The organism is Streptomyces sp. NPDC006372, assembly GCF_040612515.1.
Lineage (GTDB): Bacteria > Actinomycetota > Actinomycetes > Streptomycetales > Streptomycetaceae > Streptomyces.
The window spans coordinates 81,596-107,353 of the sequence record NZ_JBEXQJ010000007.1; the positions used below are offsets into that span (position 1 = coordinate 81,596).

Here is a 25,758-nt window from a genome sequence, read left to right on the forward strand (position 1 = left end):
CAGCGCGACGTGAGTGTCGTACCCGCCGATGTCCTGCCGGGCGGTGCCCTGGCCGCTGAGGAGCCCGCCGCGAGCGCGGCCGAGCTCGGACCTCGCGCGCGGTTGTGGCCGTCGCTGGCGGCCGTCTACCGGGCGCAGCTGTCCCGGGCGCGGGTGGCGCGTATCCCGTTGCTGTTCGTGGCGACCTTCCAGTCGATCGGGATCATGATCCTGATGCGGGGGGTCGTGGACGACGGCGCGGAGGCGCAGGCCGTCGTCGCCGGCTCGGCGGTCCTGGTGGTCGCCTTCGTCGCGCTGAACCTGCTCGCGCAGTACTTCGGGCAACTGCGGGCCAGCGGCGGGCTCGACCACTACGCGACCCTGCCGGTGCCACCGGCCGCGGTGGTGCTGGGCGCGGCGGGCGCCTACGCCTCCTTCACCCTGCCGGGGACCGTCGTGACCGCGGTGTTCGGCTGTGTGCTCTTCGGGCTGCCCCTGGCCCATCTGTGGATCCTCGTGGCCGTGATCCCGCTCGCGGGCGCCGCGCTCGCCGGACTGGGAGCGGCGCTGGGGCTGCTCGCGCCCCGGCCGGAGCTGGCCACGCTGCTCGGTCAGCTGGGTATGTCCGCGGCGCTGCTGCTGGGTGTGCTGCCGGCCGACCGGATGCCGGAGGTCGTGCGCTTCACACGGGACCTGCTGCCGTCGACGTACGGCGTCGAGGCCTTCGCCCGGACGTTCGGGCCGGACCCCGACTGGGCCTTCGTGCTCGGTGACCTCGCCGTGTGCGGTGTCGTGGGCGTCGTCTCGCTCGCCGTGGCGACCTGGGCGTACCGCCGGGCGGCCGTCCGGTGAGCGGGGAGGGATCGTCCGGTGACGCGGAGCACAGGCGGGCCTGGCACGATGGCAGGGTGACCGCACCACTGACTCCGCCACCGCCCCCGCATGAACGTTCCGCACAGGATGCGTGGCAGCCGCCGGCCGACGGGCCCGCCCCTCAGGGGACTCAGGCTCCCGGGTCCCAGCACGCCGAGTACGCCGGGCACGGCTGGTACGGACAGGACGGGCCCGGGATGAAGACGGAAGTACGGGAGGCCGCCGTGATCTCGGTGGCCGTGGCGCTCGGCGGGGTGCTGCTCGGGGTGCTGTGGTGGTGGCTCGCGCCGCACGTGCCGCTGGTCGGTGCCGTGGTGAACGGCGACTGGATCGTCTACCTCAAGGACACCGAGGGGGAGCAGGCCATCGGGGTGGACGGGACGTTCACGCTGCTGGCGCTGGGCTTCGGGGTCGTGAGTGCCCTGGTGGTGTTTCTGCTGCGGCGGCGCGGGGGTGTGCCGCTGGTGGTGGGGCTGGCCGTCGGGGGGCTGCTCGGGGCGTTGCTGGCCTGGCGGGTCGGGGTGTGGCTCGGGCCCGGGGAGGATGTCGTCGCGCGTGCGCGGGAGGTGGGCAAGGGGGTGACGTTCTCGGCGCCGTTGAAGTTGGGGGCGAAGGGGGGGTTGCTGGCCTGGCCGTTTGCCGCGCTGGTGTTTCATCTGGGGTTGACGGCGTTGTTCGGGCCTCGGGATCCGGAGCCGGAGTTCGGGGACGGGGCGTATCAGGGGCCGCCTGCTGCTTAGTGCTGGGCGTCGGTACCCGGCTCGGGGCGTTGCGCAACCCGGCGGAGCGGGGTGCCTCCCCCAAGCTCTCGGCTTCGCTCGAGCAGGGGGGACCCCCATGGCCCACCCGTGCCGCCCCAGCGGCACGACTGCCCGCAGCTAGGCGGGACGACCGACAGGGGCCAGGACCGCCCCCGTCAGCTTCTGCAAGGTCTCCGGAGACAGTTCCACCTCCAGGCCCCTCCTGCCCGCCGAGACGCAGATCGTCGGGTGGGACGTGGCCGAGTCGTCCAGGACCGTCGGGAGTTTCTTGCGCTGGCCCAACGGGGAGATACCGCCCCGGACGTAGCCCGTCGTGCGTTCCGCCAGGGTCGGGTCGGCCATCGTCGCTCGTTTGCCGCCGGTCGCCGCTGCCAGGGCCTTCAGGTCCAGCTGGCCCGCGACCGGGACCACCGCGACGGTCAGCGTGCCGTCGACGTCGGCGACCAGGGTCTTGAAGACGCGGTCCGGGGAGACGCCCATCGCCTCGGCTGCCTCCTCGCCGTACGAGGGGTGGGCGGGGTCGTGGTCGTAGGAGTGGACCGTGAACTCCACGCCCGCCGCCGTGAGCGCCACCGTCGCGGGGGTGCCGCCCGCCTGCTGCTTCTTCGACTTCTTCGCCATCCCGGTCCGCTTCAGTTGAGGCTCGTCGGGCCGCGCGTCAGTTCCGACGCCGGCAACGACGGCAGACTACGGATGACGGCCGTCTCGGAGCGAAGGAGTTTCAGCTCGTCGCGCAGGCGGGAGGCGGTGTCGGGCGCCTGGAGCAGCCGTTGCTTGGCCGGGATGTCCAGCATCATCGCCGCGGCCACCAGGTAGGACACCACACCCGGCTCGTCGGGCAGGTCGGCGCCGGTCGTCAGGGACCGTTCCCGCGCGCCCGCCAGCCGCTTCTGGTACTGGCGGAAGGAGCGCAGCACGCCCTCGGCCAACGGTGCGGCCTCGTCGCCCGGTTCCTCCGGCAGCGTCTCCAGCTCGGCCGTCAGGAAGGGGCCCGACGCCTCGACCGACAGCAGCCGCACCCGGGTCGTGCCGGTCGCCAGCACCTCGAAGGAGCCGTCGGTGCGCTCCCGGATCGTCGCCGCGTCCGCGATACAGCCCACCTTGTGGAACGCCTTGGCCGGGTCCGTGCCGAACCCGGCCGCGGGTCCCCGCTCGGGCTGGGCCGTCGGGTCGGGCATGCCGGGCGCGCTCGGGGCCACCTCGTGGCCGTCGCGGATCGCCACGACGGCGAACCGGCGCGGCTCGTCCTCCGGTGTCTTCAGCAGCTCGCGCATCATGGCGCGATACCGCTCCTCGAAGACGTTGAGCGGGAGCACGAGCCCCGGGAACAGTACGGAGTTCAACGGGAAGAGGGGGAGCCGGACGGTGGTCACGACGCAGAAGCCTAATGGTCGCCGGAGCGGACTCGTCCGCCCCGTTCACTCCGTGGATGCCCGGAGGGCCGGCCGGCCGCCCCGGCCCGGATGTCGTCGCGGATCCGCAGGAAATGGCCGAGCGGGTCGTCCGACACCTGGTCCCAGGGGAACGAGGTGGCGTACGGCCCGTTCAGGCGCAGCTGTTCCCGGGCGTCCGCCCAGCGCTCCAGGCGCACCAGGACGAAGAGGAGCAGGTTCCGCATCCGGGCGGGCCAGGGGTCGGTCGCCGGCAGCCGCGGGGACAGCGCGATCGCCCGATCCGCGGCCGTGTCCAGTCGCTCGCGCGGCACTTCGGGGCCGCAGCCGTCGGTGAGGTAGCCGAAGGCCGCCCGCAGCGGCAGGGCCTGGACGAGCGCGTCGGCGGGAGCGTCCTGCGCGGCCCGGTCGGCGAAGTCGAAGCACTCGTGATGTGAGCCGTGCCAGTAGGTGGCCAGGTAGCGCAGAGCCGCCACGTGGCACCCGTAGTGGTGCGGGGCGCGGCGGACGGCGGCCGCCCACAGCTCCTCGAAGTACGTGTGCCCCGCCTGGGCGCCCCGGGCGTGGTCGAGCGCGAGCCGCCACGGCACCGGGTCCCGCTGATCGCCTCGGGCCGCGGCCGTGATCAGGGGGCTCAGCTCGCGCAGCGCCTCGGCCCGGGCCGGGGACCGCCAGGCGCGGTCCACCGCCAGCTGGGCCCCGACCAGCAGCGCATCGGGGTCCTTCGGGGCGGTCGCGAGCCAGGCGTCCAGCCACTCGGGGCGCGAGCGGGCGAAGGCGGCCAGCCGGGTCACGTACCGGTCGCGCCGCTCCCACTCGGCCGCCGCGCGCGTGGCGTGGAGCAGCCCGGCCGCCGGTCCGTGGTCGCCCCGGGCGGCGGCGACCAGCGCCGGACTCAGCCGGGCGTCGGGCGCGTCGAGCAGCACCTCGTCGTCGGTGTACGGCCCGCCGACGGGGTGGGAGGCGGTCCTTGTCATCCGGCCCGGGCGGATGAACGGCAGCTGCAGAGCCATGGTGCCGACCATTGAAAGACCGCTGGTCACGGCGGCGCCAGTACGTTCATGGAACTCGCGGAAAGTTGTACGCCGCGTGGTCAAGAGAAGGCAAAAGTGTGACAGTTCAACAACTGTGGTCACACCAGCATCACGAGCGGCGCACCATGGCCGGGATCGCCGGTCGGCCGTCAGTTGCGCCGCAGCAACCGCGTCGCCCCCGCCGCCACCGTCGTCGCCAGGATCCAGCCCAGCAGGATCATCGCCGTCGCCAGCCACTGCCAGCCGCCGCGCAACTGCCAGAACCCCACCTGGCCCAGGTCGATGACCGGCAGCAGCAGATCGAGGGTGAACAGCGCGGGGCTCCACTCCGGATGCTCGCCCCGCTTCATCGGCGGATGCCCGGACTGCGCGAAGGCGAACGTGCCCGCCGCCCACAGCACCGCCATCCACACCGCGGCCCGGCCCGGCCGGTACCCGTAGGCCACCGTCCAGTCCTGGGCGTAGCCCCACAGCTTGGCGGCGAACGGCAGGCTCTCGCGGTGCCGGCGCTGCTTGGCGAGCAGCACCTCGCGGGCGTCCTCGTCCTCCCCGCCGGCCCGCAGCACGGCCGCCAGCCGCTCGTACGGCTCCGGGTTGTACTCGGCGGTCGCCGCCGCCACCCAGTCCAGCCGCTCGGCCAGCGGGAACGGCCCGCGCGGCACGAGGTTCTCGTAGGCGAAGCCGCCCATGTGCAGCCGCCCCGGGCCCGGCCAGGCGTCCGCCCGGTCCATCAGGTTGATGATCTTCGCCCCGGACAGCACCACCCGCCCACGCTCCGGATGCTCCCCGAGGAACCGCAGCTCCGGCGTCTGCACCCGGCGCAGCGACAGCTCCTGGTCGTCGGTGAGGGTGAATCTGGCCCGCTCGAAGTCGACGGCGTCGCCGAACCGCCCGTCGTCCAGCCGGATCCCGCCCTCGCACGCGAACCGCTGGATCCGGGTTCCCTGTGCCGGGGTCATCCCGCTCATCGCCTGGACGCCGACACCCGCCGGCGTCAGATACAGACTGCGCTCGACGGTCAGCTGCGGGGCGTTCAGCGCGAGCCGCGCGTACGGGTTGGCCAGGCGGGCACCGCGCAGGCTCAGCGAGACACCGACGGTGGCGGCGCGCAGGCTCAGCTCGCCGTGCGACTCCAGCAGCTCCGCCTGTAAGTCCTGGCCGACGGTCATGCCGTCCGCGGCGACCGACCGGCCGCTGCGGTCCCGCTGCACCACCGCCTGGTTGAGCATCAGGTCCGTGCCGATCTGCGCGTCCGTGAGCCGGACGCCGCGGTGGAAGCGGCAGCGCGGCAGATGCAGATCGCCCTCCGTCTGCACCCGGGCCGCCTCCAGCCGCGGCACCGAGCAGTCCACCATCCGCAGGGTCGTGAAGCGGGCCTCGGGCAGCAGCACGTCCTCCTCGAACCGGCACCGGCGCATCTCGACGTAGGGCTCCACCGTGCCGCCCGCGAGGTCCAGCGAGCCGCAGACCCGCACGCCGGCCAGCTTCAGTGAGGACACCCGGCCGGCCAGGGCGGGCGGACCGTCGAGCAGCAGCCAGCAGATGATCCGGGCCCGCACGGCCCGCTCCTCGCCCCACGGATGGCCGCCGTGCGGATCGTCCACGATCGGATCGCCGCTGCTCAGGTCGTACACCGTGCCGTTGCGGAAGGCCTGCCACATGCCCGCCTCGGCCGCGGTCAGGTCGTCGGGCAGTTCTCCGGCAGGCACGCCGGCCCCCTCGGTCACGTCGTTTCCTTCCTCCCCGGGTACTCGCGGGTCACGTTCTTCGTACAACCGTTCATGCCCGTTGAGTGACGCTCCGAACGCGAAACGTGAAGGGGATCTTCCGGGCCCCCGTCGTTTCTGTATCAGCCATTGATACGAGCGGACGTGGCGTGATTCGGGTCTGAGAGAATTGAGCACGTGATCTCCCGAATCGATCTGCGCGGCGACGCCCTTCCCGAGGGCCCCGCCCTGCGCGACCTGCTGCCCCGAGCCGACTTCGACGTCGCGGCCGCCCTGGAGAAGGTGCGTCCCATCTGCGAGGACGTGCATCATCGGGGCGACGCGGCGCTGATCGAGTTCGCCGAGCGGTTCGACGGGGTCAGGCTCGACCAGGTACGAGTACCGGCCGCCGCGCTCAGCCGCGCGCTGGAGGAGCTCGACCCGGCCGTGCGCGCGGCCCTGGAGGAGTCCATCCGCCGCGCCCGGATCGTCCACCGCGAGCAGCGCCGCGGCACGCACACCACCCAGGTCGTGCCCGGCGGCTCCGTGACGGAGAAGTGGGTGCCGGTCGAGCGGGTCGGGCTGTACGCGCCCGGCGGCCGCTCGGTGTACCCGTCCTCCGTGATCATGAACGTGGTGCCCGCCCAGGAGGCCGGCGTCGAGTCCGTCGCGCTCGCCTCGCCCGCCCAGGCCGAGTTCGGCGGCCTGCCGCACCCGACCATCCTCGCCGCCTGTGCGCTGCTCGGCGTCGACGAGGTCTACGCGGCCGGCGGCGCCACGGCCGTCGCGATGTTCGCGTACGGCACCGAGTCCTGCCCGCCCGCCAACATGGTCACCGGCCCCGGCAACATCTGGGTCGCCGCCGCCAAGCGCTACTTCACCGGCAAGATCGGCATCGACGCCGAGGCCGGCCCGACCGAGATCGCGGTCCTCGCCGACGACACGGCCGACCCGGTGCACGTCGCCTCCGACCTGATCAGCCAGGCCGAGCACGACCCGCTGGCCGCCGCTGTCCTCGTCACGGACTCCGTCGAGCTCGCGGACGCGGTCGAGAAGGAGCTGGAGCCGCAGGTCGCCGCCACCAGGCACGTCGACGACCGGATCGTCCCCGCGCTGTCCGGCAAGCAGTCCGCGATCGTCCTGGTCGACGGCATCGACGAGGGCCTGAGGGTGGTCGACGCCTACGGCGCCGAGCACCTGGAGATCCAGACGGCGGACGCCGCGGCCGTGGCCGACCGGGTCCGCAACGCGGGCGCGATCTTCATCGGCCCCTGGGCCCCCGTCTCCCTCGGCGACTACGCGGCCGGCTCCAACCACGTCCTGCCCACCGGCGGCTGCGCCTGCCACTCCTCCGGCCTGTCCGTCCAGTCCTTCCTGCGCGGCATCCACATCGTCGACTACACGCAGGACGCGCTGGCCGAGGTCGCGCATCACGTGGTGACGCTGGCGGAGGCGGAGGACCTGCCGGCACACGGTGCGGCGATCAAGGCTCGGTTCGGTTGGAAGGTTCCAGAAGGCAAGTGACAGGCATCGACGATCTCCCCGTACGGGACGAGCTGCGCGGCAAGTCCCCCTACGGCGCGCCCCAGCTGGACGTCCCCGTACGGCTGAACACCAACGAGAACCCCTACCCGCTGCCCGAGCCGCTGGTCGAACGCATCGCCGAGCGGGTCCGTGAGGCGGCCCGCAACCTCAACCGCTACCCCGACCGGGACGCGGTCGAGCTGCGCACCAGGCTCGCCGAGTACCTGACGAAGACGTCCGGCCACGAGGTCGGCCTGGCCAACGTCTGGGCGGCCAACGGCTCCAACGAGGTCATCCAGCAGCTGCTGCAGACCTTCGGCGGGCCGGGCCGCACGGCGATCGGCTTCGAACCGTCGTACTCGATGCACGGGCTCATCTCGCGCGGTACGGGCACGGGCTGGATCTCCGGCCCCCGGGGCGAGGACTTCACGATCGACCTGGCGGCGGCCGAGAAGGCCATCGCCGAGAACCGGCCCGACGTCGTCTTCGTCACCACCCCCAACAACCCGACCGGCAACGCGGTCCCGCCCGGGACCGTCCTGGCGCTGTACGAGGCCGCCCAGGCGGCCAAGCCGTCGATGGTCGTGGTCGACGAGGCATACATCGAGTTCAGCCACGGCGACTCGCTGCTGCCGCTGCTCGACGGCCGCCCGAACCTCGTCGTCTCCCGCACGATGTCGAAGGCGTTCGGCGCGGCGGGCCTGCGACTCGGCTACCTCGCCGCGCACCCGGCCGTCGTGGACGCCGTCCAGCTCGTCCGGCTGCCCTACCACCTGTCGGCCGTCACCCAGGCGACCGCCCTGGCCGCGCTGGAGCACACCGACACCCTGCTGGGCTACGTCGAGCAGCTCAAGGCCGAACGCGACCGCCTGGTCGCCGAGTTGCGCACGACCGGATACGAGGTCGTGGAGTCCGACGCCAACTTCGTGCAGTTCGGCAGGTTCGAGAACTCGCACACGGCCTGGCAGAAGATCCTCGACCGGGGCGTCCTGGTCCGGGACAACGGCATCCCCGGATGGCTGCGGGTGTCCGCCGGCACCCCCGAAGAGAACGACGCGTTCCTCGACGCGGTACGTGCACTGAAGAAGGAGCAGAGTTCATGAGCCGCACCGGACGCGTGGAGCGGACGACCAAGGAGACCACGGTCCTCGTCGAGATCGACCTCGACGGCACCGGCAAGACGGAGATCTCCACCGGCGTCGGCTTCTACGACCACATGCTCGACCAGCTCGGCCGGCACGGACTGTTCGACCTCACGGTGAAGACCGAGGGCGATCTGCACATCGACTCGCACCACACCATCGAGGACACCGCCCTCGCGCTCGGCGCCGCCTTCAAGCAGGCCCTCGGCGACAAGGTCGGCATCTACCGCTTCGGCAACTGCACGGTCCCGCTGGACGAGTCCCTCGCCCAGGTCACGGTCGACCTGTCCGGCCGCCCCTACCTCGTGCACACCGAGCCCGAGAAGATGGCGCCGATGATCGGCGAGTACGACACCACCATGACCCGGCACATCCTGGAGTCCTTCGTGGCCCAGGCCCAGATCGCGCTCCACGTGCACGTGCCCTACGGGCGCAACGCGCACCACATCGTGGAGTGCCAGTTCAAGGCGCTGGCCCGGGCCCTGCGCTACGCCTCCGAGCGCGACCCGCGCGCGGCCGGCATCCTCCCCTCCACGAAGGGCGCCCTGTGAACGGCACCTCGACCCTGCTGATCGTCGTCGGCCTGTTCCTCGTCGGCGGGATCTACTCCTTCGTCAAGCAGAAGATGCCCAAGGGCCTGATCGTGCTGTTGTCGATCGGCGCCGCGATGTGCCTGGCGGCCGGTGTCGTGAGGCTGGAGGTGTGGAATTGAGCAGCCCGAAGAAGGTGGTCGTCTTCGACTACGGCTTCGGCAACGTCCGCTCCGCCGAGCGTGCCCTGGCGCGCACCGGAGCCGACGTCGAGATCACGCGTGACTACGACAAGGCCATGAACGCCGACGGGCTGCTCGTGCCCGGCGTCGGCGCCTTCGCCTCCTGCATGAAGGGCCTGCGCGAGGCCCGCGGGGACTGGATCGTCGACCGCCGGCTGTCCGGCGGCCGCCCCGTCATGGGCATCTGCGTCGGCATGCAGATCCTCTTCGCCCGCGGCATCGAGCACGGCGTGGAGACCGAGGGCCTCGACGAGTGGCCCGGCTCGGTCGAGCCCCTCCAGGCCGAGATCGTGCCCCACATGGGCTGGAACACCGTGGACGCCCCGGCCGGCTCGCAGCTGTTCGCCGGCCTCGACACGGACGCCCGCTTCTACTTCGTGCACTCCTACGCCGTCCACGACTGGTCGCTGGAGACCCACAACCCGACGATCGAGCCCCCCAGGGTCACCTGGTCCACGCACGGCAAGCCGTTCGTCGCGGCCGTCGAGAACGGCGCCCTGTGGGCCACGCAGTTCCACCCCGAGAAGTCCGGCGACGCCGGAGCGCAGCTGCTCACCAACTGGATCGGAACCCTGTAGACAATGGCCAAGCTCGAACTCCTCCCCGCGGTCGACGTCCGTGACGGCCAGGCCGTCCGCCTCGTGCACGGCGAGTCCGGCACGGAGACCTCGTACGGCTCCCCGCTGGAGGCCGCCCTCGCCTGGCAGCGGTCCGGCGCCGAGTGGCTGCACCTGGTCGACCTGGACGCCGCGTTCGGCACCGGGAACAACCGCGAGCTGATCGCCGAGGTCGCCCGGGCGATGGACATCAAGGTGGAGCTGTCCGGCGGCATCCGCGACGACGACACCCTCGCCGCCGCCCTCGCCACCGGCTGCACGCGCGTGAACCTCGGCACGGCCGCCCTGGAGACCCCCGAGTGGGTCGCCAAGGTCATCGCCGAGCACGGCGACAAGATCGCGGTCGGCCTGGACGTCCGGGGCACGACCCTGCGCGGCCGCGGCTGGACCCGCGACGGCGGCGACCTCTACGAGACGCTGGCACGCCTCGACAACGAGGGCTGCGCCCGCTACGTCGTCACCGACATCGCCAAGGACGGCACGCTCCAGGGCCCGAACCTGGAGCTGCTGAAGAACGTCTGCGCCGCCACCGACCGCCCGGTCGTGGCCTCCGGCGGCGTCTCGTCGCTGGACGACCTGCGGGCCATCGCCGCGCTGGTGCCGCTCGGTGTCGAGGGCGCGATCGTAGGGAAGGCGCTGTACGCGAAGGCGTTCACCCTGGAAGAGGCCTTGGAGGCAGTGTCGTCATGAGCGATGCCGTGCGGCGGGTGCAGAGCGGAAGTCCCTGGGAAGAGTCCTTCGGTTTTGCACGTGCCGTCGCGGCGGGCGACCATGTGCTGGTGGCGGGCACCACGTCCTTCAAGGGCAGCGTGCTGTACGGGGAAGGTGATCCGTACGAGCAGGCGAAGGTGGCCTTCACCAGCGCGCTCGACGCGGTCGCCGAGTTCGGGCTCGGCGCCGCGTCGGTGATCCGCACCCGCATGTACCTGGCGCACGCACGCGACCTCGACGAGGTGGGCCGCGCGCACAAGGAACTGTTCGACACCGCGCGCCCGGTCGCGACCTTCCTGGTGGTGGAGGGCTTCATCGACCCGCGTGTGCTGGTGTCCGTGGAAATCGAAGCATTCAGAGGAGCCGTGACTTCATGACCCTGGCGGTCCGAGTCATCCCCTGCCTGGACGTGGACAACGGCCGGGTCGTCAAGGGCGTCAACTTCCAGAACCTGCGCGACGCGGGCGACCCCGTCGAGATGGCCAAGGTGTACGACGCCGAGGGCGCCGACGAGCTGACGTTCCTGGACATCACCGCCTCGTCGGGCAACCGCGAGACGACGTACGACGTGGTGCGCCGCACGGCCGAGCAGGTGTTCATCCCGCTCACCGTCGGCGGTGGCGTGCGTACCGCCGAGGACGTGGACAAGCTGCTGCGGGCCGGTGCGGACAAGGTCGGCGTCAACACGGCCGCGATCGCCCGCCCGGAGCTGATCCGTGAGATCGCGGAACGCTTCGGCCGCCAGGTCCTGGTCCTCTCGGTGGACGCCCGCCGCACGGAGTCCGGCTCCTTCGAGGTGACCACCCACGGCGGCCGTCGCGGCACCGGCATCGACGCCGTCGAGTGGGCGCACCGGGCCGCCGAACTGGGCGCGGGCGAGATCCTGCTCAACTCGATGGACGCGGACGGCACCAAGGACGGCTACGACCTGGAGATGATCCGGGCCGTACGCAAGCACGTCACGGTCCCGGTGATCGCCTCGGGCGGCGCGGGCAGGCTGACCGACTTCCCGCCGGCGATCGAGGCGGGCGCGGACGCGGTGCTGGCGGCGTCCGTCTTCCACTTCGGCGACCTGCGGATCGGCGAGGTCAAGGGAACACTGCGGGAGGCCGGCCACCCGGTGCGGTGACGCCCCCGCGCCCCTGCTGGAGGCCCCGGCCGCTCGACGCGGCCGGGGCTTTTCTCAGATCCCCAGCTGCTTCGTCTCGTGCAGCTTCTCGATCGCGGCCTCGTCGCCGTCCAGCTCGACCTTCGCCTTGCCCTGCCGGCCGTACGAGAACAGCACCAGCTCGGACGGCTCGCCGGTCACCGTGACCACCGGCGTGCCGCGGTGGGCGACCACCGTCTGGCCGTCCGGGCGGCGCAGCACCAGGCCCGTCGGGACGCCGCGGCCCATCATGCGGGCGGTGCGCTCCAGCCGGGACCACAGGGCGTCCTGGAACACCGCGTCGAGCTCGCGCGGGGACCAGTCCGGCTGGGCGCGGCGGACATCCTCCGTGTGGACGTAGAACTCGATGATGTTCGACGCCTCGTCGACCGGCTTCAGTGAGAAGGGGGAGAAACGCGGCGGACCCGTACGGATCAGCTGGATCAGCTCCTCGTACGGCTTGTCGGTGTACTCCGCCATCACCCGGTCCAGGCGCGGCGCGAGCTGCTTGATCAGTATCCCGCCCGCGGCGTCCGGCCGGCGTTCGCGCACCACCACGTGCGCGGCGAGGTCCCGGGTCGTCCAGCCCTCGCAGAGGGTCGGCGCGTCCGGGCCCGCTGTCTCCAACAGGTCGGCGAGGAGGAGTCGTTCACGCTTGGCATGGGTCGACATGCGGCCAGCCTACGACCGCGTGGAAGGTCCGCCCAGTGGACACTCCACCAGGCCCGTCAGTGGCGCGCGGCACAATGGTCGTCATGACCAGCAAGTCCCCACGGCCCAGCAGCCTCGACCCGGAGATCGCCGCCCGCCTCAAGCGCAGCGCCGACGGCCTCCTGCCCGCCATCGCCCAGCAGTACGACACCGGAGAGGTGCTCATGCTCGGCTGGATGGACGACGAGGCACTGCACCGCACCCTCACCACCGGCCGCTGCACGTACTGGTCCCGCAGCCGCCGGGAGTACTGGGTCAAGGGCGACACCTCCGGCCACTTCCAGTGGGTGAAGTCCGTCGCCCTCGACTGCGACGCCGACACGGTCCTGGTGAAGGTCGACCAGGTCGGCGCCGCCTGTCACACCGGCGCGCGCACCTGCTTCGACGAGGACGTGCTGCTCAAGGACGGCGGCTCCGACGCCTCCGCGACGGATCAGTAAGGTCAGCCGCCATGGACCTCGAGACGTTCCGCAAGCTAGCCGCCGACCGGCGGGTCATCCCGGTCACCCGCAAACTCCTCGCCGACGGCGACACCCCGGTCGCGCTCTACCGCAAGCTCGCCGCCGAGCGCCCGGGCACCTTCCTGCTGGAGTCCGCCGAGAACGGCCGCTCGTGGTCCCGCTACTCGTTCGTGGGTGTCCGCAGCGCCGCCACCCTGACCGAGCGCGACGGGCAGGCTCACTGGCTCGGCACCCCGCCCGTCGGCGTCCCCACAGGCGGTGACCCGCTCGCCGCCCTGCGCGCCACCATCGAGGCCCTGCACACCCCGCGCGACCTCGCCGAGGACCTCGGCCTGCCGCCCTTCACCGGCGGCATGGTCGGTTACCTCGGCTACGACATCGTCCGCCGCCTGGAGAAGATCGGCCCCGGCGAGCGCGACGACCTGAAGCTGCCCGAGCTCACCATGCTCCTCACCAGCGACCTGGCCGTCATGGACCACTGGGAGGGCTCGGTCCTGCTGATCGCCAACGCGATCAACCACAACGACCTGGAGACCGGCGTCGACGAGGCCCACGCCGACGCCGTGGCCCGGCTCGACGCCATGGAGGCCGACCTCTCCCGCGCCGTCCCCCAGCCCCCGGCCGCGCTGCCGCCCTCCGAGCTCCCCGAGTACACCGCGCTGTGGGGCGGCCCCGACTTCCAGGAGGCCGTCGAGGACGTCAAGGAGCGCATCCGGGCCGGCGAGGCCTTCCAGGTGGTCCCCTCCCAGCGCTTCGAGACGCCGTGCACGGCGAGCGCGCTGGACGTCTACCGGGTCCTCAGGGCCACGAACCCGTCCCCGTACATGTACCTGTTCCGCTTCGACGGGTTCGACGTCGCCGGCTCGTCCCCCGAGGCCCTGGTCAAGGTCGAGGACGGGCAGGCCATGGTCCACCCCATCGCCGGCACCCGCTGGCGCGGCGCCACCCCGCAGGAGGACCAGGCCCTCGCCGACGAACTGCTCGCCGACCCCAAGGAGCGCGCCGAGCACCTCATGCTCGTCGACCTCGGCCGCAACGACCTGGGACGGGTCTGCGAGCCCGGCTCGGTCGAGGTCGTCGACTTCATGTCCATCGAGCGGTACTCGCACGTCATGCACATCGTCTCGACCGTCACCGGCCGCGTCGCCCCCGGCCGCACGGCCTTCGACGTCCTCACCGCCTGCTTCCCGGCCGGCACCCTCTCCGGCGCCCCCAAGCCCCGCGCCATGCAGATCATCGACGAACTCGAACCGTCCCGGCGCGGGATCTACGGCGGCTGCGTCGGCTACCTCGACTTCGCCGGCGACTCCGACACCGCCATCGCCATCCGCACCGCCCTGCTGCGCGACGGCACCGCCTACGTCCAGGCCGGAGCGGGCATCGTCGCCGACTCCGACCCGGTCGCCGAGGACACCGAGTGCCGCAACAAGGCGGCGGCGGTCCTGCGGGCCGTGCACACGGCGAACCGGCTGGGAAAGGCATGAGATGAACCCCGGGTGAGGGTTCGCCCGGGGTTCAAGCGATAGTGGGGTATGTGACTGCTGTACCTCACCCCCGTTCCGAAGCCGCCGGATCCGCCCGGGCCGGCCGCCTGAGCCTCGCCGTCGCGCTGCTCGCCGGTGCCCTCGGCGCGGCCGTGGCACTGCTCGCCTCCCGGCAGCAATGGGCGGAGGGCACCGCGACGGTGGCCGGCGGCGCCTTCCCCCTGTCCGCCAAGGGCAGCGACGTCACGGGCGTCCCCGCGGCGCTCGCCATCGTGGGCCTCGCCGCGCTCGTCGCCGTCTTCGCCGTCCGCCGGGCCGGCCGCGTCGTCGTGGCCGCGCTGCTGGCGCTGTCCGGCGCGGGCACCGTCGCCGCCGCCCTGATCGGCGCCTCCGACGGCTCCGCCCTCGACGAGAAGGCCGCGGAGGCCTCCGGTGACACCACTGCCTCCGTGGCGGCCCTCAGCCACACGGCCTGGCCCTACGTCGCCGTCGTCGGCGGCGTGCTGCTCCTGCTGGCCGGACTGCTCGCCCTGCGCTACGGCCGGCGGTGGCCCGCGATGTCCGGCCGCTACGAGCGGGGCGGCACGCCCCAGCCGCGCCGCAAGGCTCCCGCCGTCGATCCGGACCGGCCCGAGGACCTGTGGAAGGCACTCGACCGGGGAGAGGACCCGACCGGGGCCTGAACGGCGCGAGCAGCGCGGGGAGCACCCCCGCTCACCTCGTGGGCACGGGTGCGGGACAATGGGCCCGAGCGTCCTGCTCAGACACGCACACAGCAACGAGGAGCAAGCAATGGCGGGCAGCAGCCACGGTCACACCCCGGCCGCCTGGACCGGTGTCACGATCGCCTTCATCGGTTTCTGCGTCGCGGGCGCGTTCATGGTGATGGACCAGCCGGCGGGCTTCTGGGCGGGCATGGTCGTCGTGCTGCTCGGCGGTGTCGTCGGCGGCGTCATGCGGATGATGGGCATGGGCCAGCCCAAGGACCTGCACCAGCCGCACGAGATGACGGGCGACCGCGAGCCGGCGCGCGCCGAGGGCTGACCCCCGGCGGAACACCGCGTTGTCGCGTGAGGGGCGGCCGGCCCAGGGGTGCCGGGACCGCCCCTCACGCACGCGCGGGGCACAATGCATCCCGTGAACACCGACAGCCGAACGGCGACGCGGAGCCTCCCGGGCCGCCTGGCCGTCCCCGCCGGGGTGCTCGCGGCCGTCGCCGCCGCCTTCGCCTACGTGGGCGCGGTGGACCCCAACGAACCCGGCCACTACCCCGTGTGCCCGCTGCTGCGTTACACGGGCCTGTACTGCCCCGGCTGCGGCGGACTGCGCAGCGCGCACGCCTTCGTCCACGGGAACTTCCCGGCGGCGTTCCAGGACAACGCCCTGGCCGTCCTCGGCTATCTCGCCTTCGCCGTGCTGTGGACCGTATGGGTGGTCCACGCGGTCCGCGGGCGCCCGCTGCGGATCGACCCCGGGCCGGTCCCGATGTGGGGCCTGGGCGTGTTGCTGCTGCTCTTCACCGTTGTCCGGAACCTGCCCTTCGGTGGCTGGCTCCATCCTTGATCAACTGGCGTATGTCCAGGTACTGGGACCGCCGTCAACCGGATGCGAGGCCTACGCCCCGCTGCGGATACCATCGCAGTGACCATCGGTTTTCGACTGGTCGCTGGAACTCGCAACCGTCTGGAAGGGGGCCGCTCGCGTGAGTGTGCTCGACGAGATCATCGACGGAGTCCGTGCCGACCTCGCGGAGCGGCAGGCGCGCGTCAGCCTCGACGAGCTCAAGGAGCGCGCGGCGAAGGCTCCCGCGGCCAAGGACGGCGCGGCCGCCCTGCGCGGCGACGGCGTCAAGGTCATCTGCGAGGTCAAGCGTTCCAGCCCCTCCAAGGGCGCGCTGGCCGCGATCGCCGACCCGGCCGGGCTCGCCGCCGACTACGAGGCGGGCGGCGCGGCGGTCATCTCGGTCCTCACCGAACAGCGCCGCTTCGGCGGCTCGCTGGCCGACCTGGAGGCCGTCCGCGCCCGCGTGGACATCCCGGTCCTGCGCAAGGATTTCGTCGTCACGTCGTACCAGCTGTGGGAGGCCCGGGCCTACGGCGCCGACGTCGTCCTGCTGATCGTCGCCGCCCTCGACCAGCCGGCCCTGGAGTCCCTCATCGAGCGCGCCGAGTCCATCGGGCTCACCCCGCTCGTCGAGGTGCACGACGAGGACGAGGTCGAGCGCGCGGTCGACGCCGGCGCCCGGGTGATCGGCGTCAACGCGCGCAACCTCAAGACCCTCGAGGTCGACCGCGGCACCTTCGAGCGGGTGGCGCCGGAGATCCCCGACCACATCATCAAGATCGCCGAGTCGGGTGTCCGCGGACCCCACGATCTCATCGCGTACGCCAACGCCGGTGCCGACGCGGTCCTGGTGGGCGAGTCCCTCGTCACGGGCAAGGACCCCAGGACTGCGGTCTCCGACCTGGTCGCCGCGGGCGAGCACCCCGCACTCCGGCACGGCCGGGGCTGATCACCCGCTAGGCTTGCCCCGATGACTCCCACCATGACGACCGTGGACCGGTACGCCCGCCTCGCGCGCGGCTGCCGCCCCCGCGGCTGCCGTGCGCCCGCGCGCCGGGTCCACGGCCGCCGCGTCCGGTACGTCATCGGTGACGAACCCGGGCAGGTCAACGGCATGCGATGGCAGGACTTCTAGGGGCGCGGGGAACTGCGCGAGCAACCACACACGGCCCGCAGCCAACACATGCTCCCCGCCCCCACGGCGATTAGTGCATCCCACACACTCACCGTGAAGGTATCCGCATGCCCAGCCAGTACTTCATCCCCGACCCCGAGGGGCAAACCCCGAACCCCGAAGGCTACTTCGGGGCCTTCGGCGGAAAATTCATCCCGGAGGCCCTCGTCGCCGCCGTCGACGAGGTGGCCGTCGAGTACGACAAGGCCAAGCACGACCCCGAGTTCGCCAAGGAACTCGACGACCTCCTGGTCAACTACACAGGCCGCCCCAGCGCCCTCACCGAAGTGCCCCGGTTCGCCGAGCACGCCGGCGGCGCCCGGGTCTTCCTCAAGCGGGAGGACCTGAACCACACCGGCTCCCACAAGATCAACAACGTCCTCGGCCAGGCCCTGCTCACCAAGCGCATGGGCAAGACCCGCGTCATCGCCGAGACGGGCGCCGGACAGCACGGCGTCGCCACGGCCACCGCCTGCGCGCTCTTCGGCCTGGACTGCACGATCTACATGGGCGAGATCGACACCCGGCGCCAGGCCCTCAACGTGGCCCGCATGCGCATGCTCGGCGCCGAGGTCATCGCCGTGAAGTCGGGATCGCGTACCCTCAAGGACGCCATCAACGAGGCGTTCCGCGACTGGGTGGCGAACGTCGACCACACCCACTACCTCTTCGGCACGGTCGCCGGGCCGCACCCCTTCCCCGCCATGGTCCGCGACTTCCACCGCGTCATCGGCGTCGAGACCCGCCGCCAGCTCCTGGAGCGCGCCGGCCGCCTCCCCGACGCGGCCGTCGCCTGCGTCGGCGGCGGCTCCAACGCCATCGGCCTGTTCCACGCCTTCATCCCGGACACGGACGTGCGCCTCATCGGCTGCGAGCCCGCCGGGCACGGTGTCGACACCGGCGAGCACGCGGCGACCCTGACGGCCGGCGAGCCCGGCATCCTGCACGGCTCGCGCTCGTACGTCCTCCAGGACGACGAGGGCCAGATCACCGAGCCGTACTCCATCTCGGCCGGTCTGGACTACCCGGGCATCGGCCCCGAGCACTCCTACCTCAAGGACACCGGCCGCGGCGAGTACCGCGCGGTCACCGACGACGCGGCCATGCAGGCCCTGCGCCTGCTGTCGCGCACCGAGGGCATCATCCCGGCCATCGAGAGCGCCCACGCGCTGGCCGGCGCCCTGGAGGTCGGCAAGGAGCTGGGCAAGGACGGACTGATCGTGGTCAACCTGTCCGGCCGCGGCGACAAGGACATGGACACCGCCGCCCGCTACTTCGGCCTCTACGACACCGACGCCGAGGTCGCCGCCGACGCGGACGCCGACACCGCCGAGATCGAGGGGGACGCCAAGTGAGCGGGAACATCCGGCTGCTGACCGACACCCTCGCCACGGCCAGGTCCGAAGGGCGCTCGGCGCTCATCGCCTACCTCCCGGCCGGGTTCCCGACCGTGGACGGCGGCATCGCGGCGATCAAGGCCGTCATCGACGGCGGCGCCGACGTCGTCGAGGTGGGCCTGCCGCACAGCGACCCCGTCCTCGACGGGCCCGTCATCCAGACCGCCGACGACATCGCCCTGCGCGGCGGCGTGAAGATCGCCGACGTGATGCGCACCGTCCGCGAGGCACACGCCGCCACCGGCAAGCCCATCCTCGTCATGACGTACTGGAACCCCATCGACCGCTACGGCGTCGAGCGGTTCACGGCTGAGCTCGCCGAGGCGGGCGGCGCCGGGTGCATCCTGCCCGACCTGCCCGTGCAGGAGTCGGCGCTGTGGCGGGAGCACGCGGAGAAGCACGGTCTCGCCACCGTCTTCGTCGTCGCGCCCAGCAGCAAGGACGAGCGGCTCGCGCAGATCACCGCGGTGGGCAGCGGCTTCGTCTACGCCGCCTCCCTCATGGGCGTCACGGGCACCCGCGCGACGGTCAGCTCGCAGGCCGAGGACCTGGTGGGACGCACCCGCGCCACCGGCACCGGCCTGCCCGTCTGCGTCGGACTCGGCGTCTCCAACGCCACCCAGGCCGCCGAGGTCGCCGGCTTCGCCGACGGCGTGATCGTCGGCTCGGCCTTCGTCAAGGCCATGCTGGACGCCCCGGACGACGCGGCCGGTGTCGAGGCCGTGCGGGCGCTCGCGGGGGACCTCGCGAAGGGCGTGCGCCGGCAGGCGTAAGAAAGCGGGAAGTCATACGGGTCCCTCTTACGGGTGGACCTGGGGCCGGGGAGGCGCGGTGCGCCTCCCCGGTTCGTTTCCGGGGTGTGAGCGAGAAGAACCATGAGGGAAAGCGCACCGCCCGGGAGCGGCTGGCGGTCGAGCGCGAGAAGCAGAAGTCCGCGGACAAGCGCCGGCGCGCGCTGATCGTGGGCGGGGCCGTCGTCGCCGTCCTGGGACTCGCGGCGGTGATCGGCGTCGTCGCCGCCAACGCCGGGAAGGACGACGAGAGCGAGGCGTCGGGCCCGGTCGTGGCGCCCTCGGGAGCCCAGGGCAAGGACGGCCTGGCCATCCCGGTCGGCAAGGACAGCGCCAAGTCCACGCTCACGGTGTGGGAGGACTTCCGCTGCCCGGCCTGCAGGTCCTTCGAGACGGCGTACCGGCCGGTGATCCACGAGCTGACCGACGCGGGTCAGCTCAAGGTCGAGTACCACCTGGTCACCCTCATCGACGGCAACATGGGCGGCAGCGGCTCCCGCAACGCGGCCAACGCCGCGGCCTGCGCCCAGGACGCCGGAAAGTACGCCGCGTACCACGACGTGCTCTTCGAGAACCAGCCCTCGGAGGTCGACGACGCCTACGCCGGCAACGCCAAGCTGATCGAGCTGGCCGGCAAGGTGGACGGCCTCGACACCCCGGCCTTCCGCACCTGCGTCGAGAAGGGCACGCACAACGGCTGGGTCGTCAAGTCCCACCAGGCGTTCAACAAGGGCGGCTTCTCGGGCACGCCGACGGTGCTGTTCGACGGCGAGAACATCTACCAGGACCGGACGATGACCCCGGCGAAGCTCAAGAAGATGGTGCAGAAGCAGAACAAGGAGTGAAGGCTTTTCTCACGCGCCCGTTATGGACCCGTAGCCGGGCTGCCTGCCGCCGCCCCGGTCCGGCACGGTAGCGTCGACCTTGCCATGGAACTTGCCTTCATTCCCAGCCCGTCGCGCGGGGTGCTGTACCTCGGCCCCATTCCGCTGCGCGGCTACGCGTTCTGCATCATCATCGGCGTCTTCGTTGCCGTCTGGCTCGGCAACAAGCGCTGGATCGCCCGGGGCGGGCGGGCCGGCACGGTGGCCGACATCGCGGTCTGGGCCGTGCCCTTCGGCCTGGTCGGCGGTCGGCTCTACCACGTGATCACGGACTACGAGCTGTACTTCAGCGAGGGCCGTGACTGGGTGGACGCCTTCAAGATCTGGGAGGGCGGGCTCGGCATCTGGGGCGCCATCGCGCTGGGCGCGCTGGGCGCGTGGATCGGCTGCCGGCGCCGGGGCATCCCGTTGCCCGCGTACGCGGACGCCGTCGCGCCGGGCATCGCTCTGGCACAGGCGTGCGGCCGCTGGGGCAACTGGTTCAACCAGGAGCTGTACGGCAAGCCCACCGACCTGCCCTGGGCCCTGGAGATCACCTCCTCCGCGGACGGCCGCGTGCCGGGCACGTACCACCCGACGTTCCTGTACGAGTCGCTGTGGTGCATCGGCGTCGCGCTCCTGGTCATCTGGGCGGACCGCCGCTTCCGGCTCGGGCACGGCCGGGCGTTCGCGCTGTACGTCGCCGCGTACTGCGCGGGGCGTGGGTGGATCGAGTACATGCGCGTCGACGACGCCCACCACATCCTGGGCCTCCGCCTCAACGTGTGGACCGCGATCTTCGTGTTCCTGCTCGCGGTCGTGTACCTCGTGGTCTCGGCGAAGACGCGACCGGGCCGGGAGGCCGTGGTGGAGCCCGCCGCCGGCGGTAAAGCCGCCGCGGACGGCAAGGCGGACGGCGAGACCATGGCGGACGGCGAGAACGAGGCCGACCGCGAGGGCAAGGACGACAGCGAGGACAAGGCCGGCGACGCCGACGACGCGTCCAAGGACGAGGCCGGGTCGGCGAAGAAGACCTGACGATCAGCCGTACGACGCGAGGGGCGCCCGGACCTGTCCGGGCGCCCCTCGCGCGTCTACCGGCGGCGTGCCAGGGACAAGGTCCTCTGGGCGGCCGTGACCACCGCCGTGTCGATGAAGCGCCCGCCCGGAAGGGCCTGGGCGCCCGGTTCCGTCGCCGCCGCCTTGAGAATCGTCTCCGCCTGCTCGATCTCCTCCTCGGTGGGCAGGAAGGCCCGCTCGATCACCGGGAGCTGGCGAGGGTGGATCGCGGCCCTGCCCAGGAAGCCCAGGGCGCGGCCGTGGGCGCAGGAGGCGGCCAGCCCGTCCAGGTCGCGAATGTCCGGATGGACCGACTGCGCCGGCGGGGGCAGGCCCGCGGCCCGGGCGGCCACCACCACGCGGGAGCGTGACCAGTCGAGACCCGCGTCGTCGCGTACGCCCAGGTCGGCCCGTAGGTCCGCCTCCCCTAGGGCGATGCCCCGCAGCGACGGGTGGGCCGTGGCGACGGCGTAGGCCTGTTCGACGGCGAGGGCCGACTCCAGGAGGGCGTAGAGGCCGACGGGGGCGGCTCGGCGTGCGCCGCGCACGACCTCGGCCGCGGAGGTCACCTTGGGCAGCCGCAGCCCCGACAGGCCCGGGGCCCGGCCGACCGCGGCGAAGTCCTGCTCGGCCCAGGGGCTGTGGAGGGCGTTGACGCGGACATGGACCGGGACCGGCTGGGGCTCGCCGAGCAGCTCGGCGGTGGCCGCGCGGGCGTAGGCCTTCCGGTCCGGGGCGACCGCGTCCTCCAGGTCGACCACGACGACGTCGGCTCCGGAGGCGAGCGCCCTGGACACCACGTGCGGGCGGTCGCCCGGTGCGTAGAGCCAGGTGAGCGGGGGCGCCGCCGTCACAGGGCGCCCTCCGTGCGCAAGGCCTTGAGGTCGGTCTCGGTGAGGCCGAGTTCGGTCAGGACCTCGTCGGTGTCCGCGCCGTGCGGGCGGCCGGCCCAGCGGATCGCGCCGGGCGTCGCGGAGAGCCGGAAGAGGACGTTCTGCATCCGCAGGGGGCCCAGTTCCGGGTCGTCGACGGTGGTGATGGTGTTCAGGGCCCGGTACTGCGGGTCCGTCATCACGTCCCGGACGTCCTGGACCGGGGCCACCGCGGCCTCCGCCGTCTCGAAGGCCGCGACGACGTCGGTGCGGGTGCGCGCGGCGATCCAGGAGCCGACCGCCTCGTCCAGGACGTCGGCGTGGCGGGCGCGGTCGGCGCCCGTGGCGAACCACGGCTCGTCGATCAGTTCGGGACGTCCCACCAGGCGCATCACGCGTGCCGCGACCGACTGGGCCGACGTCGAGACGGCGACCCAGGTGCCGTCCGCGGTGCGGTACACACCGCGCGGGGCGTTGTTGGGGGAACGGTTGCCGGTGCGGGACTGGACGTGGCCGAGCTGGTCGTACCAGAGGGGCTGGGGGCCGAGGGCGGCCAGGATCGGTTCGATCAGCGCCATGTCGACGACCTGGCCCTCGCCGGTGCGGTCGCGGGCGGCGAGGGCCGTCATGACGGCGTAGGCCGTCGTCAGGCCGGCGATGGAGTCGGCCAGGCCGAACGGCGGCAGTGTCGGAGGCGCGTCCGGTTCGCCGGTGATCGCCGCGAAGCCGCTCATCGCCTCGGCGAGGGTGCCGAAGCCGGGGCGGTGCGCGTAGGGGCCGAACTGGCCGAAGCCGGTGACGCGGGCCAGCACCAGGCGCGGGTTGGCGGCCGACAGTTCCGGCCAGCCCAGATCCCACTTCTCCAGGGTGCCGGGGCGGAAGTTCTCGATGACCACGTCGGCGGTGGCGGCCAGGCGCAGCAGGGTGCTGCGGCCGCCGGGTTTCGACAGGTCGAGCGTGATGGTGCGCTTGTTGCGGCCGAGCATCTTCCACCACAGGCCCACGCCGTCCTTCGACGGACCGTGGCCGCGGGACGGGTCCGGTCTCGACGGATGCTCGACCTTGACGACCTCCGCGCCGAAGTCGCCGAGCAGGGTGGCGGCGAGCGGGCCGGCGAAGAGGGTGGCGAGGTCGAGGACGCGGAGGCCGGTGAGGGGCGCGGTCATGAGCGGTGGGTCTCCCGGTGCGTGAGGTGGGCGAGGGTGTCGAAGCCGATGCCGTTGAAGTCGCCGACGGACGTGGAGAGCCGGTTCTTCAGGGGTGCCGTCCAGCGGTCGGGGAGCGCCGCGGGGTGTCCGGCCAGCAGGCCGGCGATGCCGCCGGCTGTCGCGCCGTTCGAGTCCGTGTCCCAACCGCCGCTCACGGCACGGCAGATGGAGCCGGAGAAGTCGCCGTTCGCGTGGGTGAGGGCGGCGGCGATCAGGGCGGTGTTGGGGATGGCGTGCACCCAGTGGTACGTCGGGGCGTGGGTGGCGTGGAGTTCGCCGACGACCGTGTCGAAGTCGTCGTGCTCGCCGGCCAGTCGGATGGCCCCGCGTACGGCTCGGGCGAGACGGGAGCGCGGGGGGACGACGGTGAGGCCGGTGCGCAGGCAGGTGTGGACGTCGTGTTCGCCTGTCGCGGCCGTCGCGATGGTGGCCGCGGTGAACATCGCCGCGTAGACGCCGTTGGCAGTGTGGGTGAGGGTGGCGTCGCGGTGGGCCTGTTCTGCGGCGGCGGCCGGGTCGCCGGGGTTGGTCCAGCCGTGGACGTCTGCGCGGATCAGGGCGCCGATCCATTCGCGGAAGGGGTTGCGGTGGCGGGCGGTGTGTGGGGGCTCCAGGCCGGTGAGGAGGTTGCGGTAGGCGATGCGTTCGGCGGTGAAGGTGCGGCCGGCGGGGAGTTCTTCGAGCCAGGTGCGGGCCACGTCCGTGGTGGTGAAGGTTCTGCCGTGGCGTTGGAGGACGAGGAGGTTGAGGAGGGGGTAGTTGAGGTCGTCGTCCTCGGGCATGCCGTCGATGTTCTCGGCGAGGGAGGTTGCCGCCGAGCGGCGGTTCCAGGGGTGTTCTTCCAGGAGGTCTTGGGGGACGCCCCGGGCTGTGAAGTACGTGGTGAGGGGCCAGTTGCCGGTGGCTCTGGCCAGTTGGCGGATGGCTTCGAGGGGGAGTTTCTCGACTGGTTTGCCGAGGAGGCAGCCTGTGGCTCGGCCCAGCCAGGCGGCTTCCAGGCGCTGGTGGGGTGTGGCCGGGGTGGGAGTCGGGACGCTCACCGGCGCCGGCGGGGGGCATGTGTTCGTGGGCGGCGGCCACTGGGGGCAGGCCGCCTTGATGTTCTCCAGGTCCGTGGGTTCGTCGTCCGACAGTGTGCCGGGGAGGTCGGCCAGTTCGTCCAGGAGGTCGCCCGCCAGGTGACGGAGGTAGCGGGACGCCGGGGCCGGGGAGGCGCCCGCCGTGAGGGGGGCCTCAGGGCCGCCTGCCCGTCGCCAGCGGGCCGCGATCGCCGATGGTTCACGGCCGTCCTGGGCGGCCTGGCGGAGTTCGTGGCCGAGCAGGTCCTCCGGCTGCACCCAGGTCAGTCGGAGCATTCCCGGCCTCCGAGGGACGCGAAGGCCTGTTCGTGGGTGCGGCGGCGGGTCGTGTCCCGGGTGAAGATCTCGCGCGTGACCTCGGCGAGTGTCGTCGCCGGGTGCCAGAGGTCCAGGCGGCTCGCTTCCGCGACGGTCTTGGCCCAGTCCTCGGGTGGTGGCGAGCCCAGGGCCCCTGCCAGCGCCCCGGCCATCGTGGCGATCGAGTCGCAGTCCCGGCCGTAGTTCACCGCGCCCAGGACCGCGTGGCGGAAGTCGCCCTGCGCCACGAGCACCATGCCCAGGGCGATGGGGAGTTCCTCGATCGAGTGGAGCCGGGAGGGCCGGCGGGCGCCGAGGGAGGGGGAGCGGTAGTCGGGGCCGACCGTGTCGTACGGAGCCACCGCAGCCCGCAGGGGTCCGAGCGCCGACTCGAAGTCCGTGTGGCGGCCCGCCTCTTCGCAGACCCGCTCGATGGCCGTTCTGGTGCCGTCCTTCGCCAGGGACAGGCACGTCGAGATGATCGAGTCCGGAGTCGCCCCGGGCATGCACGCCGCCGCCACCGCCGCGGCCAGGACACCGGCCGCCTCACGGCCGTACGACGACTGGTGCGCACCGGCGACGTCCAGGGCCTCCGCGTACGCCGCCGGCGGGTTGGCCGCGTTGACCAGGCCGACCGGGGCCGTGTACATCGCCGCGCCGCAGTTGACGATGTTGCCGGTGCCGGCCTCGCGCGGGTCGGCATGGCCGTAGTGGATCCTCGTCACCAGCCACTTCTCCGCCAGGAAGATCCGGTGGAGGGGGAGGGCCTCGGTCTCCAGTTCCGGGATCCAGCGCGGCTCGGTCATCAGGTCGGGGACGAGGTGGTCGGCGACCGCGTAGGCGTCCAGGTGGTCGCGGACCCGGGCGTAGACCCGGACCAGGGCGTGGGTCATCAAGGTGTCGTCGGTGACGTGGCCGTCGCCCTTGTGGTACGGGGCGAGGGGGCGGGCGGTGCGCCAGGCGTCGCCGTGCCAGGGGCCGACGACGCCGTGGACGCGGCCGCCGTGCCGTTCGAGGATCTGCTCGGGGGAGTAGCCCTCGACGGGGCCGCCGAGGGCGTCGCCGACAGCCGCTCCGACCAGGGCTCCGGTGATGCGCTCGTCCAGCAGGGCGTTTTGGTGGGGTTTGGGCTTCATGGGCGC

The 25,758-nt window shown here is 72.4% G+C and carries 30 protein-coding genes; 21 read left to right on the forward strand and 9 right to left on the reverse strand.

Annotation, left to right across the window (positions count from 1 at the left end; translation table 11 throughout):
* Positions 1 to 9 precede the first annotated feature (9 nt).
* Together ABZ016_RS14445 and ABZ016_RS14450 are read left to right on the forward strand one after the other, a co-directional pair.
* Positions 10 to 831, forward strand: coding sequence for an ABC transporter permease (locus tag ABZ016_RS14445; protein WP_356916908.1), 822 nt, complete (start codon positions 10 to 12; stop codon positions 829 to 831).
* A 56-nt stretch (positions 832 to 887) separates the two neighbouring features.
* Positions 888 to 1,592 (forward strand): AAA family ATPase, encoded by a 705-nt coding sequence (locus tag ABZ016_RS14450; RefSeq protein WP_356916909.1) that lies wholly within the window; start codon positions 888 to 890, stop codon positions 1,590 to 1,592.
* Positions 1,593 to 1,730: 138 nt separating this feature from the next.
* On the opposite strand, the gene ybaK is transcribed toward ABZ016_RS14450, so the two are convergent.
* From ybaK to ABZ016_RS14470, 4 genes are all read right to left on the reverse strand, one after another.
* The gene (gene ybaK, locus ABZ016_RS14455) at positions 1,731 to 2,234 is read right to left on the reverse strand and encodes a Cys-tRNA(Pro) deacylase (protein ID WP_356916910.1); all 504 of its coding nucleotides are present in this window, start codon (positions 2,232 to 2,234) and stop codon (positions 1,731 to 1,733) included.
* Positions 2,235 to 2,245: 11 nt separating this feature from the next.
* Positions 2,246 to 2,986 (reverse strand): LON peptidase substrate-binding domain-containing protein, encoded by a 741-nt coding sequence (locus ABZ016_RS14460; RefSeq protein ID WP_356916911.1) that lies wholly within the window; start codon positions 2,984 to 2,986, stop codon positions 2,246 to 2,248.
* A gap of 11 nt (positions 2,987 to 2,997) precedes the next feature.
* Entirely contained in the window at positions 2,998 to 4,029 is a 1,032-nt protein-coding gene (locus ABZ016_RS14465; protein WP_356917080.1) for a hypothetical protein, read from the reverse strand.
* Between the two features lie 158 nt (positions 4,030 to 4,187).
* On the reverse strand, positions 4,188 to 5,765 hold the full coding sequence (locus ABZ016_RS14470; protein ID WP_356916912.1) for an oxidoreductase: 1,578 nt from the start codon (positions 5,763 to 5,765) through the stop codon (positions 4,188 to 4,190).
* Between the two features lie 177 nt (positions 5,766 to 5,942).
* Here ABZ016_RS14470 and hisD point away from each other — a divergent pair, with 177 nt between their 5' ends.
* The 8 genes from hisD to hisF are packed head-to-tail and all read left to right on the forward strand — an operon-like array spanning position 5,943 to position 11,639.
* The gene (gene hisD, locus ABZ016_RS14475) at positions 5,943 to 7,268 is read left to right on the forward strand and encodes a histidinol dehydrogenase (RefSeq protein ID WP_356916913.1); all 1,326 of its coding nucleotides are present in this window, start codon (positions 5,943 to 5,945) and stop codon (positions 7,266 to 7,268) included.
* A complete protein-coding gene (locus tag ABZ016_RS14480) occupies positions 7,265 to 8,371 on the forward strand; it encodes a histidinol-phosphate transaminase (RefSeq protein WP_356916914.1) in 1,107 nt (368 codons plus the stop codon). The genes hisD and ABZ016_RS14480 overlap by 4 nt, the downstream gene beginning before the upstream one ends.
* Positions 8,368 to 8,961 (forward strand): imidazoleglycerol-phosphate dehydratase HisB, encoded by a 594-nt coding sequence (hisB, locus tag ABZ016_RS14485; protein ID WP_030248649.1) that lies wholly within the window; start codon positions 8,368 to 8,370, stop codon positions 8,959 to 8,961. Before ABZ016_RS14480 ends, hisB begins: the two co-directional genes overlap by 4 nt.
* Positions 8,958 to 9,122, forward strand: coding sequence for a hypothetical protein (locus ABZ016_RS14490; protein WP_003989585.1), 165 nt, complete (start codon positions 8,958 to 8,960; stop codon positions 9,120 to 9,122). Before hisB ends, ABZ016_RS14490 begins: the two co-directional genes overlap by 4 nt.
* A complete protein-coding gene (hisH, locus tag ABZ016_RS14495) occupies positions 9,119 to 9,760 on the forward strand; it encodes an imidazole glycerol phosphate synthase subunit HisH (RefSeq protein WP_356916915.1) in 642 nt (213 codons plus the stop codon). The genes ABZ016_RS14490 and hisH overlap by 4 nt, the downstream gene beginning before the upstream one ends.
* A 3-nt stretch (positions 9,761 to 9,763) precedes the next feature.
* Entirely contained in the window at positions 9,764 to 10,489 is a 726-nt protein-coding gene (gene priA / locus ABZ016_RS14500; RefSeq protein WP_356916916.1) for a bifunctional 1-(5-phosphoribosyl)-5-((5-phosphoribosylamino)methylideneamino)imidazole-4-carboxamide isomerase/phosphoribosylanthranilate isomerase PriA, read from the forward strand.
* Entirely contained in the window at positions 10,486 to 10,887 is a 402-nt protein-coding gene (locus tag ABZ016_RS14505; RefSeq protein WP_003989582.1) for a RidA family protein, read from the forward strand. The genes priA and ABZ016_RS14505 overlap by 4 nt, the downstream gene beginning before the upstream one ends.
* The gene (hisF, locus tag ABZ016_RS14510) at positions 10,884 to 11,639 is read left to right on the forward strand and encodes an imidazole glycerol phosphate synthase subunit HisF (RefSeq protein ID WP_356916917.1); all 756 of its coding nucleotides are present in this window, start codon (positions 10,884 to 10,886) and stop codon (positions 11,637 to 11,639) included. Before ABZ016_RS14505 ends, hisF begins: the two co-directional genes overlap by 4 nt.
* A 54-nt stretch (positions 11,640 to 11,693) precedes the next feature.
* Here hisF and ABZ016_RS14515 read toward each other — a convergent pair whose 3' ends face one another.
* Positions 11,694 to 12,329: a TIGR03085 family metal-binding protein gene (locus ABZ016_RS14515; RefSeq protein WP_356916918.1), complete on the reverse strand. Its 636-nt coding sequence runs from the start codon at positions 12,327 to 12,329 to the stop codon at positions 11,694 to 11,696.
* Between the two features lie 83 nt (positions 12,330 to 12,412).
* Here ABZ016_RS14515 and hisI point away from each other — a divergent pair, with 83 nt between their 5' ends.
* From hisI to lgt, 11 genes are all read left to right on the forward strand, one after another.
* A complete protein-coding gene (gene hisI / locus ABZ016_RS14520) occupies positions 12,413 to 12,808 on the forward strand; it encodes a phosphoribosyl-AMP cyclohydrolase (protein ID WP_356916919.1) in 396 nt (131 codons plus the stop codon).
* 11 nt (positions 12,809 to 12,819) lie between these two features.
* Positions 12,820 to 14,313 carry an anthranilate synthase component I gene (locus ABZ016_RS14525; protein WP_356916920.1) on the forward strand — a complete coding sequence of 498 codons (1,494 nt, stop codon included), beginning with the start codon at positions 12,820 to 12,822 and terminating at the stop codon, positions 14,311 to 14,313.
* Between the two features lie 41 nt (positions 14,314 to 14,354).
* Complete coding sequence (locus tag ABZ016_RS14530) at positions 14,355 to 14,996, forward strand: TIGR02234 family membrane protein (RefSeq protein ID WP_356916921.1); 642 nt, start codon at positions 14,355 to 14,357, stop codon at positions 14,994 to 14,996.
* A 109-nt stretch (positions 14,997 to 15,105) separates the two neighbouring features.
* Positions 15,106 to 15,357 (forward strand): HGxxPAAW family protein, encoded by a 252-nt coding sequence (locus ABZ016_RS14535; RefSeq protein WP_356916923.1) that lies wholly within the window; start codon positions 15,106 to 15,108, stop codon positions 15,355 to 15,357.
* A gap of 84 nt (positions 15,358 to 15,441) precedes the next feature.
* Positions 15,442 to 15,876: a DUF2752 domain-containing protein gene (locus tag ABZ016_RS14540; protein WP_356916924.1), complete on the forward strand. Its 435-nt coding sequence runs from the start codon at positions 15,442 to 15,444 to the stop codon at positions 15,874 to 15,876.
* A gap of 139 nt (positions 15,877 to 16,015) precedes the next feature.
* Positions 16,016 to 16,825: an indole-3-glycerol phosphate synthase TrpC gene (gene trpC / locus ABZ016_RS14545; protein WP_356916925.1), complete on the forward strand. Its 810-nt coding sequence runs from the start codon at positions 16,016 to 16,018 to the stop codon at positions 16,823 to 16,825.
* Positions 16,826 to 16,846: 21 nt separating this feature from the next.
* Positions 16,847 to 17,011, forward strand: a complete 165-nt coding sequence (locus ABZ016_RS14550) for a hypothetical protein (RefSeq protein ID WP_356916926.1) — start codon at positions 16,847 to 16,849, stop codon at positions 17,009 to 17,011.
* A 107-nt stretch (positions 17,012 to 17,118) separates the two neighbouring features.
* Positions 17,119 to 18,405 carry a tryptophan synthase subunit beta gene (gene trpB / locus ABZ016_RS14555; RefSeq protein WP_356916927.1) on the forward strand — a complete coding sequence of 429 codons (1,287 nt, stop codon included), beginning with the start codon at positions 17,119 to 17,121 and terminating at the stop codon, positions 18,403 to 18,405.
* The gene (gene trpA / locus ABZ016_RS14560; RefSeq protein WP_356916928.1) at positions 18,402 to 19,220 is read left to right on the forward strand and encodes a tryptophan synthase subunit alpha; all 819 of its coding nucleotides are present in this window, start codon (positions 18,402 to 18,404) and stop codon (positions 19,218 to 19,220) included. The genes trpB and trpA overlap by 4 nt, the downstream gene beginning before the upstream one ends.
* Before the next feature lie 86 nt (positions 19,221 to 19,306).
* The gene (locus ABZ016_RS14565) at positions 19,307 to 20,083 is read left to right on the forward strand and encodes a thioredoxin domain-containing protein (RefSeq protein WP_356916929.1); all 777 of its coding nucleotides are present in this window, start codon (positions 19,307 to 19,309) and stop codon (positions 20,081 to 20,083) included.
* 84 nt (positions 20,084 to 20,167) lie between these two features.
* Positions 20,168 to 21,139 carry a prolipoprotein diacylglyceryl transferase gene (gene lgt, locus ABZ016_RS14570; RefSeq protein WP_356916930.1) on the forward strand — a complete coding sequence of 324 codons (972 nt, stop codon included), beginning with the start codon at positions 20,168 to 20,170 and terminating at the stop codon, positions 21,137 to 21,139.
* 56 nt (positions 21,140 to 21,195) lie between these two features.
* Here lgt and ABZ016_RS14575 read toward each other — a convergent pair whose 3' ends face one another.
* Genes ABZ016_RS14575 through ABZ016_RS14590 form a run of 4 tightly spaced genes read right to left on the reverse strand, consistent with a single transcriptional unit; the run spans position 21,196 to position 25,752 of the window.
* Positions 21,196 to 22,014, reverse strand: coding sequence for a CoA ester lyase (locus tag ABZ016_RS14575; protein ID WP_356916931.1), 819 nt, complete (start codon positions 22,012 to 22,014; stop codon positions 21,196 to 21,198).
* Positions 22,011 to 23,198: a CoA transferase gene (locus tag ABZ016_RS14580; protein ID WP_356916932.1), complete on the reverse strand. Its 1,188-nt coding sequence runs from the start codon at positions 23,196 to 23,198 to the stop codon at positions 22,011 to 22,013. The genes ABZ016_RS14575 and ABZ016_RS14580 overlap by 4 nt, the downstream gene beginning before the upstream one ends.
* On the reverse strand, positions 23,195 to 24,595 hold the full coding sequence (locus ABZ016_RS14585) for an ADP-ribosylglycohydrolase family protein (RefSeq protein WP_356916933.1): 1,401 nt from the start codon (positions 24,593 to 24,595) through the stop codon (positions 23,195 to 23,197). The genes ABZ016_RS14580 and ABZ016_RS14585 overlap by 4 nt, the downstream gene beginning before the upstream one ends.
* Entirely contained in the window at positions 24,583 to 25,752 is a 1,170-nt protein-coding gene (locus tag ABZ016_RS14590) for an ADP-ribosylglycohydrolase family protein (protein WP_356916934.1), read from the reverse strand. The genes ABZ016_RS14585 and ABZ016_RS14590 overlap by 13 nt, the downstream gene beginning before the upstream one ends.
* Positions 25,753 to 25,758 lie beyond the last annotated feature (6 nt).

Bases quoted from the DNA above. Each gene is read 5' to 3' on its own strand.
- ABZ016_RS14585 (WP_356916933.1), bottom strand. From the start codon at position 24,595: ATGCTCCGACTGACCTGGGTGCAGCCGGAGGACCTGCTCGGCCACGAA.
- ABZ016_RS14505 (WP_003989582.1), top strand. From the start codon at position 10,486: ATGAGCGATGCCGTGCGGCGGGTGCAGAGCGGAAGTCCCTGGGAAGAG.
- ABZ016_RS14580 (WP_356916932.1), bottom strand. From the start codon at position 23,198: ATGACCGCGCCCCTCACCGGCCTCCGCGTCCTCGACCTCGCCACCCTC.
- hisF (WP_356916917.1), top strand. From the start codon at position 10,884: ATGACCCTGGCGGTCCGAGTCATCCCCTGCCTGGACGTGGACAACGGC.
- trpB (WP_356916927.1), top strand. From the start codon at position 17,119: ATGCCCAGCCAGTACTTCATCCCCGACCCCGAGGGGCAAACCCCGAAC.
- ABZ016_RS14535 (WP_356916923.1), top strand. From the start codon at position 15,106: ATGGCGGGCAGCAGCCACGGTCACACCCCGGCCGCCTGGACCGGTGTC.
- priA (WP_356916916.1), top strand. From the start codon at position 9,764: ATGGCCAAGCTCGAACTCCTCCCCGCGGTCGACGTCCGTGACGGCCAG.
- ABZ016_RS14590 (WP_356916934.1), bottom strand. From the start codon at position 25,752: ATGAAGCCCAAACCCCACCAAAACGCCCTGCTGGACGAGCGCATCACC.
- ABZ016_RS14515 (WP_356916918.1), bottom strand. From the start codon at position 12,329: ATGTCGACCCATGCCAAGCGTGAACGACTCCTCCTCGCCGACCTGTTG.
- ABZ016_RS14525 (WP_356916920.1), top strand. From the start codon at position 12,820: ATGGACCTCGAGACGTTCCGCAAGCTAGCCGCCGACCGGCGGGTCATC.
- hisI (WP_356916919.1), top strand. From the start codon at position 12,413: ATGACCAGCAAGTCCCCACGGCCCAGCAGCCTCGACCCGGAGATCGCC.
- ABZ016_RS14550 (WP_356916926.1), top strand. From the start codon at position 16,847: ATGACTCCCACCATGACGACCGTGGACCGGTACGCCCGCCTCGCGCGC.
- ABZ016_RS14465 (WP_356917080.1), bottom strand. From the start codon at position 4,029: ATGGTCGGCACCATGGCTCTGCAGCTGCCGTTCATCCGCCCGGGCCGG.
- lgt (WP_356916930.1), top strand. From the start codon at position 20,168: ATGGAACTTGCCTTCATTCCCAGCCCGTCGCGCGGGGTGCTGTACCTC.
- ybaK (WP_356916910.1), bottom strand. From the start codon at position 2,234: ATGGCGAAGAAGTCGAAGAAGCAGCAGGCGGGCGGCACCCCCGCGACG.
- ABZ016_RS14540 (WP_356916924.1), top strand. From the start codon at position 15,442: ATGCATCCCGTGAACACCGACAGCCGAACGGCGACGCGGAGCCTCCCG.
- hisB (WP_030248649.1), top strand. From the start codon at position 8,368: ATGAGCCGCACCGGACGCGTGGAGCGGACGACCAAGGAGACCACGGTC.